This is a genomic window from Nocardia sp. NPDC060249, assembly GCF_042728755.1.
Taxonomy (GTDB): Bacteria; Actinomycetota; Actinomycetes; order Mycobacteriales; family Mycobacteriaceae; genus Nocardia.
In genome coordinates, this window is record NZ_JBHXAQ010000002.1 from 982,678 (window position 1) to 994,774 (window position 12,097).

Sequence of the window (12,097 nt, forward strand, 5' to 3'; positions counted from 1 at the left end):
CGGATTCCGGACGCGCGGGAGCGCCGCCCGGCAGATTGTGCTGCGCAAAACACCGAATACGCGGGACAGATGTGCACTGTATCGCAGATCACACCATCATTCGTTGAGATAGACCCCGCGCATTGCGTACCGTTTTCGGTGTACAGATGTTCACCGAAACGGAGCTGAACAATGCCTCTCAACGCTCAGGCCATCACCTCGTCGAGGCTTGCCCGCCGCGTGCTGAGTTCGTCCCTGGTGAAGGCCGCGACGACTCCGCACGGAGTCGACCGCTACATCGAGATGATCGACCCGCTGTGGTCGGGCACCGAGGTCCGCGCGGAAGTGACCGAGGTCCGGGCCAAGACCCGCGACAGCATCACCCTCACGCTCCGGCCGAACCGGAACTGGAAGGGCTTTCGCGCCGGGCAGTTCGTTCGGCTCTCGGTCGAGATCGACGGCATCCGCCGCACCCGCTGCTACTCGCCGGCGAACTCACAGTTCCGCCGCGACGGTCAGCTCGAGCTGACCATCAAGGTCGACTCGAACGGCCTGGTCTCGCCGTTCCTGCAAGCCAACGCCGAACCCGGTCTGGTCGTGCAGCTTTCGCAGGCCCAAGGCGAGTTCTTCCTGCCGTTGCCACACCCCCGCAGCATCCTGCTCATCAGCGGTGGTTCGGGCATCACGCCGGTCATGTCGATGCTGCGCACGCTGACCGAGAAGGCCTACATCGGCAAGGTCACCTTCCTGCACTACGCGTTCACCGAAGACGACGTGATCTATCGCGCCGAACTCGACGAGATCAAGGCCAAGTACGAAGGCGTGCGGATCGTGCGCGCTTACACCGATCAGACCACCGGCGGAAACCTGCACGGCTTCTTCAGCAAGGAGCACCTGGTCGCCGCCGACCGCCACTACGCCGAAGCCGAGACCTACCTGTGCGGGCCGATGCCACTGATGGACTCGGTGCGCGAAATCTATGACGCCGAGGGGATTTCGGACAAGCTCCATCTCGAGCAGTTCGCCGCGCCGATTCGCTCCGTGAGCACCGACGACGCGGAAGGCTCGCTGGCCTTCTCGACCACCGGTACCGCCGTCGAGAACAACGGCCGCACGATTCTCGAGCAGGCCGAGGAAGCCGGGCTGAATCCCGACTACGGCTGCCGCATCGGGATCTGCTTCTCCTGCGTCCGCAAGAAGGACTCCGGCACCACCCGCAACGTCCTCACCGGCGACCTGTGCAGCGACGGCGACATCAACATCAAGCTCTGCGTCAACGCGCCCGTCGGCGACGTATCCATCGCTCTCTGAGCCGATTCCAGCCCTGCCCCGAGGAGACACCATGTCAGACCTGAAGAAGCTCAGCCCCGAACAGATCGAAGCCTTCGGCAAGGAAATGGACGATCTGCGCGCCCGGGTCGTCGCCGATCTCGGCGAGCGCGATGCCGAATACATCCGCGACATCGTCGACAAGCAGAAGAAGCTCGAGATCGCCGGACGCGCACTGCTGTTCTTCGGCTGGTTGCCGCCGGCCTGGGTCGCCGGGGTGACCGCGCTGTCGCTGTCGAAGATCATCGACAACATGGAGATCGGCCACAATGTCATGCACGGTCAGTACGACTGGATGCAGGACCCGGCGCTGACGTCGAAGAACTTCGACTGGGACAACTCGATCCACGCCGACAGCTGGCTCTACACCCACAACTACGTGCACCACACCTTCACCAACATCATCGGCAAGGACCACGACGCCACCGGTTACGGCGTGATGCGGATGACCGACGAGACACCGTGGCACCCGATCTGGCTGCTCAACCCGGTGTTCTGCGCACTGCTGCAGACCTTCTTCCAGTGGGGCACCGCGCTGCAGGAGCTCGAGGCGGAGAAGTTCTTCCGTGGCGAGCAGTCCTGGTCGCAGATGAAGGAAGGCCTGGCACGCGTGCGCGACAAGGGCGGCAAGCAGGCGCTCAAGGACTACGTCATCTTTCCGCTGCTGTCGGGCCCCGGCGCCCCGTTCACCTTCGCCGGCAACGCCGCCGCCAACCTCGTGCGCAATCTCTGGGCCTCGTCGGTCATCTGGTGCGGACACTTCCCCGAGGATGTGCAGACCTTCACCATCGAAGAGACCGAGGACGAGAGCCACGCGGCCTGGTACTACCGGCAGATCCTCGGTTCGGCGAACTTCACCGGAGGCAAAGCCGTCGACATCCTGTCGGGCAACCTGAGCTACCAGATCGAGCACCACCTGTTCCCCGATATCCCGGCGTTCCGCTACGCGGAGATGTCGGTCGAGGTCCGTGATATCTGCAAGCGCTACGACATTCCGTATCACGAGGCGTCGATGCCGCGGCAGCTGTGGAGCGTCTGGAAGAAGGTCTTCAAACTGTCGCTGCCCGACTGGGTCTACACGCAATCGCCGAAGGCGACCATCACCGACATCGTGGCGCTGCCGATTCGGACTGTACGGCGCCAGCTCACGGCCGCCTGACCGAAACCGGCGCCGATCCGCAACGCGCCGAGACCGAACGAAGCCGCCGAACCGAACAGAGTCGCGAAGATAGGAGGAGAACGAACAGGGCTGTTGCCCACGACAGGAAGGCGAAGACGATGGGAAGCGACCACCCGGGTACCGAGGAACTCGCTGTCAACGAATGCTGGGCACTGCTGCGTACCGGGGAGGTAGGCCGCCTCGCCGTGTGGGTGGACGACCATCCCGACATCTTCCCCCTCAACTACGCGGTCGATCACGGAACCATCGTGTTTCGATCCGCGGAAGGCACCAAGATGTCCGCCGCGTTGGCGGATGCGCCCGTGGCGCTGGAAGTCGACGGCTACATCCCCGACTCTCACGAAGCCTGGAGCGTGGTGATCAAGGGGCCTGCCGAAGGGATCCGCGAGATCGGCGACGTGACGGACACCGTGGATCTGCCACTGTTTCCGTGGCAGGCCGGAGCGAAGAACTTCTTCATCCGACTCGTACCCACCATGGTGACCGGCCGCCGATTTCCTGTTGCCGACCCGGCCGCGTGGCAGACTCCCTTCTCGAACGTGCGACGGTCGCCTTCGGAGTGAGGCCCCTTTCGCCGCGGTAGCTCAAGTGGGCTCGGGCCTCCGGTCGTCGGCGAGCGGCGGTGGCGACCGAGGCAATCGAGGCGGCGGTGACACAGGCGATAGCGATGAGCTGGGTGATCGTCAGCCACTCACCCAACACGATGAGCCCGGCGCAAGCCCCTACCGCCGGTTCCAGGCTCTGCAACGTGCCCACCACCCGCGGACTCATCCGCCGCAAAGCGACCAGTTCCAGCGAATACGGAGCCGCAGCAGACAGCACCGCCACGATCGCACCCACGGCGAGTGTCGACGGCGTGAGCAGCGATCCGCCGTCGGCAGCGATCCCGAAGGGCGCCCACATCAACGACGCCCACACCAGCGCCAGCGCAAGGAAACGACCGTCCATCGACGCAGAACCCGCCTTCTTGCTGAGCAGGACGTAGATGCCCATCGACACCGCAGAGACCACAGCGAGCAGCAGACCCGGCAACGACAGCGCCTCGCCGCCCAGCAACGTCGGGACCGCGAACAGAGCCAGCCCCGAACCCGCCAGAATCGACCACCCGGCATCGATCGCGCGGCGCGACAACAACAACGCCACCCCCAGCGGGCCGCACAGTTGGATCGTGGCCGCCACACCGACAGGCAGATGTTCCAGCGCGAGGTACACCACGTTCATCCCCGCGATGGCCGTACCGAACGACACGGTCAAGGCGATCTCACGCCGCGACCGCGGCAGCGTCGGACGAACGAACGCCCACACCAGAACTGCCGATATCGTCAACCGCAGGGTGACAACACCCTCCGGCGAAACAGTGCCGAACAGGCCCTTGCCCAACGCCTGACCGAACTGGACGCTCGCCACGCTGCAGAGCACCAAAACCGTAGGTGGTACACGCCGCATCGAAGCCACCACGCCGGACTGCCCGGCCGTGTCGGCTCCGAATTGCTGTGATGAAGTCATTACTCCATTCGTCCTCGCTCACGGAGCCACGGTCAAGCGAGCATGTCCTTCGATCCCCGCCGCTGACAGGTACGACCAGCACCGTATTGCGGTGCACGTGCGGCCGCTCGGCGGCGCGATCGAGACTCAACCCTGCTGGACGATGACCGCGTAGCCGCGCTCGTCTACGGAACCGTGCACGGGACTGTGTCCTGGAATACGTGACTCCAGTCGCTCAGCATGCTCACGGTTGTCCATCCCTGGCGATCGGCGTGGTCGAGCGCTTCCTCTGCGCCGGCGTCGTAGGCGAATTCGCGGTCCGCGTCGTCGTGGTGGATGAGCATGCGCAGCGCTGGGGCGCCGGCCGTCTCCGAGAACGCCAGCATGGGGATATCACCGTTCGAATTTCCGACCGACAGAATCGGCCGCCGACCGATGCGGCTCCAGATCCGAACAGGCTTCTCCGGTCCGTCGTCGAAGAACTCCATCGCCGATTTGTAGAGCAACTCCGACCGGTTCGCCTCGGCTCGATACGACAGGCCGAGGGAACTGCCGATGATCCGCTCGGGCGGCACGCCGTAGAGCGCGTCGGCGACCGGCCGCATGAAGTCCCGATCACCGCCGGAGGCAATGTAATTCGTGAATCCGTGGTGTGCGAGGAATCGCATCAGCTCGGCCATCGGCGCGTACCCGCATTCGCGATAGGGCCGTCCCAAGCTGGGGTGTTCGGTGGTCTGGAAGAACCCCCTGACCCGCTGCTCGTACTCCTCCACGCTCACCTCGCCGAATGCGCGGCTGACCGCATCCATCAGCACCGCCAGGTCCCCGTCGTCACCCCGGTAGTGCTTCAGCAAGGCCTCGTTCAGCCAGGTGGCATCCCCTTCGAACGCGGCCTGCCACGGTTGCTTCGACCGCAGCGCGACATCGGACTCGGCCATCTCCCGCAACTGCAGGATCGTGAAGTCGAGTTGCGGTTGCATCGGCTTCTCGCACCACAGGGTGCCGTCGTTGTCGAAAACCGCCACCCGCGCAGCCGGTTCGACGTACTCGTCGCTGTCTCGATCGGTGACCCGCGAGACGAACTCCTCGACAGCGCCGCGGGCGCCGCCGTCGGCCCACGAATCCAACTCAGGACCCATCTGAGCGCCTTCCGTCTCGGTGTGCTCGGATACCGGCTTCAGCCAACCCGGTCGTGCGAGTGCACGGATCATCCGGATCGGGTGATCCACTGCCGGGCACCTGCGGGCATCGCCCGGGGTACGGCATTCACGCGATCCGATCCGTCGGACCACCCCGCGAGCGCGATCAACGCAGGGTGATCGACTGCAGGTCGTTGCCGATGATCACCTCGCCGGAGTATCCCTGTTGAGCCCAGCGAGTCCATTGCGCCGGGTCGACAGTCGCGGTAGGACCGAAGTCCGCGATATGTGAGAGGACAAGTCTGGGAACGTCGGCTCGGGAAGCGATGGTGCCGACCTGCTGCACCGCGGTGTGTGACTCGGTCATGTGCGACTGGGCCGTGGGCGACAGGCTTCCGCCCTCGGTGTTGATCGCCTCGTGGACGAGCAGTTGTGAACCGCGAGCGAGCTGGATGAGGTTCTCGGAGTTGGTGGTGTCTCCGGAGAAGGTCACCGCACCGTATTCGGTGTCGAAACGGAACGCGAACGAGGGAAATACCGGGCCGTGCGGGACGAGCGTCGCGGTGACTTGCACATGGTCGTCACTCATGACCGGGAACGGTGCGGTGACCGGAGCGGTCTCGGTATAGCTGGCCCCGACGTCGGGGAGTGGGATCTCGTTCACGACCGCGATCGCCGCCGTGTTCTGCAACCCGGTGTCGCGCATGAGCACGTTGTTGCTGTAGGCGAAAGCCTCGTTGCATCTGCGGGTCAGCTCCGCTATGCCAGGTGTCGGATCGTCCGGGGAGGCCACGGGCGGGTCCGCTCCGCCGAAAGCGGGTTGCAGCCCGCCTGCGGAGCCGGGCCCGTAGACCTGGACCGGCGGCGATACGCCGTCGGTGGTCTGGACATCGGTGGAGCCGCCCAGCATGAAGAAATTGTTGTAGTCGGCGACATGATCGGCGTGCAGGTGGGTGATGAAGATGTTCTTCAAGGCGGCGAACTTCAGCCCGGAGCGGTGGTATTGCCACACCGACGATTGGCCGCAGTCGACCAGATAGACCTGGCCGTCGACCACCAAAGCGGTCGATATCCCGGTCCGATCGCCCTGCACGTAGGGCCCGGCGCGAGTGCCGAGCAGGACAACACCGAGCTTCACCGACGTCGGTGGCGTCGACGTGGCCGGGGCGCTCGCCGACGACGTCGTGCCTCCGCTGTCCGACGAACCACAGGCGGTGACTGCGAGCAGCGCGGCCGCCGAGCCCATCCCGGCCAACGCCGACCGGCGACTCAGGCCAGAACGTCGGTTTTCGCTGTCTCGATCCTCGCACGACATACACATAAGCCGGTGTCCTTCCAGCACAGGCGCATGAGACGTCGAGGTCTACACGGCGCCGCGGCACAGGCACGAACGCTGCGGGCGAACCGCATCTCCGAAAAACATGCCTGATCAGAGTACCGCCGGCGCCACTGAGAACTCCAGACTCGACTACCACTCCGCGCCATGGGCCGGGTGACGAAGCGACAGTACCAGCGTTCCGTTTGCAGCCGTAACGAACCGTGCCCGTGCATAGCCACGATGCGGCCCTCCATCAACAACGACCTCGATCTCAACCGGTCAGGTCGTGACAGACTGTGTTTCCGTGGATACCGAGAACAGCGGCCAGAGGCTCGAAACGCATGCGTGGCGGATCGACTCCCGTGAGTACGCTCGCCATGAAGCACGCCGTGGGCGACGGTTCGCCTTTCCCGCACTCGACCCGTGCCGGACAGCCCTGGTGGTGATCGACATGGTGCCGTTCCATGTAGCGGACAGCGCCTACTGTCGCGCGATCGTGCCCAACATCAACCTCATGGCCGAAGCTCTGCGCACCGCGGGTGGAGTGGTGGCCTGGGTTGCACCCGCATTCACCACACCGACCCCGCGGGAGATCGAGTTCTTCGGCCCGCGGATTGCTGAGATCTACAGCAGTACAGGCGGTTCCGGTCCGGTTCACATGCGCCTGTGGCCGGCGATGAGCACCCACAGCACCGATTTGTTCGTGGAGAAGTCCGCCTTCAGCGCCTTCTTTCCCGATCGGTGTGTGCTGCCGGATCTGCTCGCTCAGCGAGACATCGACACCGTACTGATCACCGGGACTGTCACCAACGTGTGCTGTGAGTCATCGGCGCGCGACGCCGCCACCCTCGGCTTCCGGGTCATCCTGGTCGCCGACGCCAACGCCGCCCGCCGCGACCAGGACCACAACGCCGCCCTCCACACCATCTACCGCTCATTCGGTGACGTGCGACCCACCGCGGACGTGCTCGAGATGCTCTCCGCCACGACCTGACGGCTCTGCCCAAAAGCGCCTACCCCCAGTGCAATCGGACTCACGCCCGCACGACGAAGGGCGCGATCGAGCCGAGCTTCTCACAGGTCTCCTCGAATTCGCGTTCGGGTACGGAGTCGGCGACGATGCCCGCGCCCGCCCGCAGCCAGGCGCCGTCGCCCTCCTGATAGACCGCCCGTAGGACGAGGGCGGCGTCGAGGGCGCCGCTGTGTGAGATCCGCAGGACGGCACCGGAGTACAGGCCGCGCGGTTCGTCCATCCGAGCGATCGCGTCGAGCGACTCGCGTTTGGGTATGCCGGAGGCGGTCACTGCGGGAAAGACCGCTTCCAGCGCGTCCCAAGCGGTTCGGCCGTCGGCAAGAACGCCACAGACAAGCGAGGCCAGATGCTGGACGCTCCCGCGTTCCCGGATGCCCATGAACTCCTCGACACAGACAGAGTCCGGGGTGCAGACCGGACGCAACTCCGCCACGGCTGTCCGCACCGACACAGCGTGTTCGTGGATCTCCTTCGGATCAGTTTCCAGTTCGGCGCGCGCGGCGGCATCGGCTTGCGTGCCGCGACCGAACGCGCGTGTTCCGGCCAGTGGCTGCGTCGCGACCCGGCGGTCCTCGTCGACGGTGACGATCACCTCAGGGCTGAAACCGGCTGCCGCGACACCGTCGAGGCGGAGCAGGAACGAGCGGGCGGGTGTGTTCGCCCGTCGGCCGAGCTCGTAGGTCGCGGGCAGATCGACCGGGAAGGGTAGCCGCACCGAGCGGGACAGGATCACCTTCTGATACTGACCCTTGCGAATCTCCTTGACGGCCTGCGCAACCCGGCTTCGGTAGGCCGATCCCTCCGTCCGGATGTCGATCCGGGCGGCGGCGTGCTCACCCGACTGCGCGGGGGCGGCGAGCTGCTCGCGGACGCGGTCCCGGTCGCTCGCCCGCACACTGCGGATCGATACGCGGCGACCGTTGAGCCGGACCTCGGTGCGCGGGACGATGAGGCGAACCAGCGTTCCGCTCGGCGGCGCGGCACCACGGCGGCGCACAGGCGGAAGCAGTTCCGCGAATCCGAAATTCACCTGGCCGTAGGCGTGCCAGTCGTCGACCGGCAATTCCGCCAGCGCCGCGTGCAATGCGCTGCTCGGCGACCCGGACCATTCCCGGACAGATTCGGTGTCATCGCAACGGCAGTAGATCCGCTGTGCGTCCAGGGTGACGGTCGCGAGTTCACCTGCGGCGAAACACCATTCACCGGTGCGTTCGTAGAGCACATAGTCGTCGACGGCCTCGCGAGCCAGGCGAACCGCCGAGGCGATCGGGTCGTGGGCAAGGGCGAAGGACTCGTAGTCGTATTCGATCATCGGTTCGCCTCGTTCCGTGCCACGTCCGCGGCGCGGTCGCTCGACCGCGGCGTGCCCGCGTCGCGTCGATCCAGGATCGAACGCAGGATCTCCCCCGCTCGGACGGCGGTGGCGGACAGCAACGACGAGGTGATGCCGTGCGAGTGCTCGGTCCCGCCCTGCAGGTACAGGCCGCCGATCGAGTCGGGCACGACCAGCCGGTAATCCCGTTCGATCTGCCAGCGGCCCTGGTCGTCGGTGCGGCAGTGCTGGGCCAGCTCCCCCAGCAGTGGTGCCGGGTCGGCGGGCAGGTAGCCGGTGGCGTAGACCACCATATCGGCGTCGAGCACGGTCTTCTCGCCGCTGGTCGAGGACTCGACGACCACCCGGACGCCGTCGCCGCTCTCGACCACCTCCGTGACCCGCGACGCGTGGAAGATCCGCAGCCGCTGCTCGCCCCCCACCTTCTCCCGGTAGCTGCGGCGGTAGAGATCGTCGATGAGGTCGAGATCCACGACCGAATAATTGGTGTTGCCGTGATAGGCCATCAGCTGCCGCTTGATCTCCTCCGGCGCGGAGTAGAAGGCATCGACCCCGTCCGGATCGAATATCCGGTTGGCGAAGGGACTGTCGTCCGAGGGGCTGTAGCCATAGCGCGCGAACACCGAGCAGACGGTCGCGGCGGGAAAGCGGTCGTGCAGGAAAGCGGTCACCTCGGCGGCGCTCTGCCCTGATCCGACGACCACGCACGTAGCGGGATCGCTCAGTTTTTCGACGCGGTGCAGCAGCTCGTGGTTGTGCCAGATGCGGTCGGTGGGCTCGATCCCGGCAGGCAGGCGTGGCCGCAGGCCGGTGGCGAGCACGACATTGCGGCCGTGGAAGACCCGGCCGTCGGCCAGACTCACCGCGAACACGTCGGCCACCGGCGTCACCGCGACGACCTCGCTCCCGTAGGACACCAGGTGCTCGACGCCGGCGGCAGCCCACTCCAGATAGTCGTGAAACTCGACCCGAAGGGGGAACAGCCGCTTGTGGTTGATGAAGTCGGCCAACCGTCCCCGCTCGTGCAGGTACGCGAGAAAACTGAACTCGCTCACCGGGTTTCGCATGGTGACCAGGTCCTTCAGAAACGACACCTGCATGGTGGCGTCCTCGATCAACATTCCGCGATGCCACCCGAACTTGGGCTGGCGCTCCAGGAAATGGGCCGACACCGCGGCGTCGGTTCGGGGATCGAGTTCGCTGACCGCGATCGCCAGCGCGAGATTCGAGGGGCCGAAACCGACCCCGATCAGATCATGGACCGGAGCATCGTGACATACCGGCATTTTTTGTCCCATCCCTCGATGAAAGCGCAAAGCTAGCCTAACCTAAGTTAGGTCAGGATTGGCTTATTACGTTGGCGGACATAGTGATCCGGCACGAGGAGGAAGCATGCGAGTCGCGATGTTCGGGTATCAGACCTGGGGTCACCGCACACTGAAGGCGCTGCTCGACGCGGGCCACGAGGTGGCGCTGGTTGTCACGCACCCCAAGAGCGAGCATGTCTACGAAAGGATCTGGGCCGACTCCGTCGCGGATCTCGCCACCGCGAACGGCGTGCCCGTCGTGATCGCCAACCGGCCCGACGACGACATGGCCAGAGCGGTCAAGGAGGCCGAGCCCGACATCGTCGTCGCCAACAATTGGCGCACCTGGCTGCCGCCCGAGATCTTCGCACTGCCGCGATACGGCACCCTGAATGTGCACGACTCCCTGCTGCCCGCCTACGCGGGCTTCTCGCCGGTGATCTGGGCACTCATCAACGGAGAGAAGGAAGTCGGCGTCACCGCGCACATGATGAACGAGGACCTCGACGCCGGCGCCATCGTGGTGCAGCACTCGGTGCCGGTCGGCCCGCGAGACACCGGGGCCGACCTGTTCCACAAGACCGTCGATCTCATCGAACCCGTTGTCACCGAGGCCCTGACCCTGATCGCCGACGGGCAGGTCGCGCCGACCGACCAGGACCCCACCGCGGCCAGTTTCTTCCACAAGCGGTCGCTCGAGGACAGCAGGATCGACTGGACCTGGCCCGCCGAGGACATCGAGCGACTCATCCGCGCCCAATCCGACCCGTATCCCAATGCTTTCACGCTCCACCGTGGGCGACCGCTGCGGATCGTGCGCGCCTCGGTCTCCCAGCGCGCCTACGGCGGCACGCCCGGGCGCATCTTCATCCCGGAAGGCGAGGGCGTGGTGATCGTCGCCGGCGCGGACGCCCGGCGCGGGCGCAGCCGCGGGCTGGTCATCGAACGCGTCCGGACCGAGGACGGTACCGAGATCGCCGCCCGCGACCACTTCCACACCATGGGCGGCTATCTCGGCACGTAGGCGCTCAGCCACCACTCGACGGCTCGGACATGGCGACGGCGATCTTGCGCGGTCCGGTGAACGGCTCGCGACCGTGCGACGTCGCCATGTTGTCGACGATCAGCAGATCGTCGCGCCGGTAGTCGAATCGCGTCGACGCCTCGCGGTAGCACTGCCGCAGGTGGGCGACGACATCATCGGGAATCGGCGCACCGTCGCCGTAATAGGTGTTGTTCGGCAGTCCGTCCCACCCGTAGATGTCGAGCAGCCCCTCCCGCACCGACGGCTCGAGGCTGCTCTCGTGGAAGAGCACGATGTGGTTGAACCACAACGGCACACCGGTGCTCGGATGAGGGTGAACGACATCACGAACAGCCTTGGTGCGCAGAGCATTACCGTCACGCCACTCGGGTTCGACGCCGCCCGCCGCGCACAACCGCGCCACCTCGTGCCGATCCTCGGTGCCGAAGGCGGTCCACCATCGCAGACCGATGTCCTCGCCGTAGTTGCGCACGACCATCCAGCGTCGTCGCTCGAACTCGGCCCGGACGGCCGGATCGATGAGTTCGTACACCCGCCGCGTCGAGGACAGTGGTGTCGCGCCCTGGGTCTGTGGCGGTTCGACGCAGTGGAAGAACAGCGTCAGCGGCCAGATCTGCTGGTAGGACATCTCGTTGTGGAGGGGGATCTCCGCGTGCTGGGGGTACTCGGTGGAGGTGTAGACATTGCCCTTGATCCGCGTCCGGGGCGAGGACTGCTCGACGTAGGTCAGCAGTTCCCCCGATACCGCGCGCACGCAGTTCTCGAACCCGTCGGTTCCCCCGACGTCGAATCCGCGCAGCAGCACCGCTCCGTGTTCGGTGAGCCGGTCACGGATCGCGGTGCGATCCTCGCGCAGCCGGTCGGCCGCGGGGCCCGCTCCGTCGACGACGAAGGGCATTGCCGGTGGCGCCGATGGCGTGTCGATGGTCATCCATCCTCCCGAACCTCT

The 12,097-nt window shown here is 65.8% G+C and carries 11 protein-coding genes; 5 read left to right on the top strand and 6 right to left on the bottom strand.

Annotation, left to right across the window (positions count from 1 at the left end):
- Positions 1-171: 171 nt before the first annotated feature.
- The 3 genes from ACFWFP_RS12295 to ACFWFP_RS12305 all read left to right on the top strand — a co-directional run bounded on the left by ACFWFP_RS12295 (position 172) and on the right by ACFWFP_RS12305 (position 3,051).
- Positions 172-1,290 (top strand): ferredoxin reductase, encoded by a 1,119-nt coding sequence (locus ACFWFP_RS12295; protein ID WP_379294803.1) that lies wholly within the window; start codon positions 172-174, stop codon positions 1,288-1,290.
- Between the two features lie 31 nt (positions 1,291-1,321).
- Positions 1,322-2,467, top strand: coding sequence for a fatty acid desaturase family protein (locus ACFWFP_RS12300; protein WP_379294804.1), 1,146 nt, complete (start codon positions 1,322-1,324; stop codon positions 2,465-2,467).
- A gap of 119 nt (positions 2,468-2,586) precedes the next feature.
- The gene (locus tag ACFWFP_RS12305; RefSeq protein WP_379294805.1) at positions 2,587-3,051 is read left to right on the top strand and encodes a pyridoxamine 5'-phosphate oxidase family protein; all 465 of its coding nucleotides are present in this window, start codon (positions 2,587-2,589) and stop codon (positions 3,049-3,051) included.
- Here ACFWFP_RS12305 and ACFWFP_RS12310 read toward each other — a convergent pair.
- The 3 genes from ACFWFP_RS12310 to ACFWFP_RS12320 form a co-directional block, all read right to left on the bottom strand.
- Positions 2,945-3,895 carry a DMT family transporter gene (locus ACFWFP_RS12310; protein ID WP_379294806.1) on the bottom strand — a complete coding sequence of 317 codons (951 nt, stop codon included), beginning with the start codon at positions 3,893-3,895 and terminating at the stop codon, positions 2,945-2,947. The genes ACFWFP_RS12305 and ACFWFP_RS12310 overlap by 107 nt on opposite strands.
- 263 nt (positions 3,896-4,158) lie before the next feature.
- On the bottom strand, positions 4,159-5,112 hold the full coding sequence (locus tag ACFWFP_RS12315) for an HAD family hydrolase (RefSeq protein ID WP_379294807.1): 954 nt from the start codon (positions 5,110-5,112) through the stop codon (positions 4,159-4,161).
- Between the two features lie 166 nt (positions 5,113-5,278).
- Positions 5,279-6,358 (bottom strand): MBL fold metallo-hydrolase, encoded by a 1,080-nt coding sequence (locus ACFWFP_RS12320; RefSeq protein ID WP_379294808.1) that lies wholly within the window; start codon positions 6,356-6,358, stop codon positions 5,279-5,281.
- 376 nt (positions 6,359-6,734) lie between these two features.
- Between ACFWFP_RS12320 and ACFWFP_RS12325 the strand changes: the two genes are divergently transcribed.
- Positions 6,735-7,424: an isochorismatase family protein gene (locus tag ACFWFP_RS12325; protein WP_379294809.1), complete on the top strand. Its 690-nt coding sequence runs from the start codon at positions 6,735-6,737 to the stop codon at positions 7,422-7,424.
- A gap of 40 nt (positions 7,425-7,464) precedes the next feature.
- On the opposite strand, the gene ACFWFP_RS12330 is transcribed toward ACFWFP_RS12325, so the two are convergent.
- Together ACFWFP_RS12330 and ACFWFP_RS12335 are read right to left on the bottom strand one after the other, a co-directional pair.
- A complete protein-coding gene (locus ACFWFP_RS12330; RefSeq protein ID WP_379294810.1) occupies positions 7,465-8,775 on the bottom strand; it encodes a salicylate synthase in 1,311 nt (436 codons plus the stop codon).
- Positions 8,772-10,049, bottom strand: a complete 1,278-nt coding sequence (locus ACFWFP_RS12335) for a lysine N(6)-hydroxylase/L-ornithine N(5)-oxygenase family protein (RefSeq protein WP_379295130.1) — start codon at positions 10,047-10,049, stop codon at positions 8,772-8,774. Before ACFWFP_RS12335 ends, ACFWFP_RS12330 begins: the two co-directional genes overlap by 4 nt.
- 139 nt (positions 10,050-10,188) lie before the next feature.
- Between ACFWFP_RS12335 and ACFWFP_RS12340 the strand changes: the two genes are divergently transcribed.
- On the top strand, positions 10,189-11,127 hold the full coding sequence (locus tag ACFWFP_RS12340; RefSeq protein WP_379294811.1) for a methionyl-tRNA formyltransferase: 939 nt from the start codon (positions 10,189-10,191) through the stop codon (positions 11,125-11,127).
- A 4-nt stretch (positions 11,128-11,131) separates the two neighbouring features.
- Here the strand turns inward: ACFWFP_RS12340 and ACFWFP_RS12345 are convergent, their stop codons facing one another.
- On the bottom strand, positions 11,132-12,079 hold the full coding sequence (locus ACFWFP_RS12345; RefSeq protein ID WP_379294812.1) for a TauD/TfdA family dioxygenase: 948 nt from the start codon (positions 12,077-12,079) through the stop codon (positions 11,132-11,134).
- Positions 12,080-12,097: the final 18 nt, after the last annotated feature.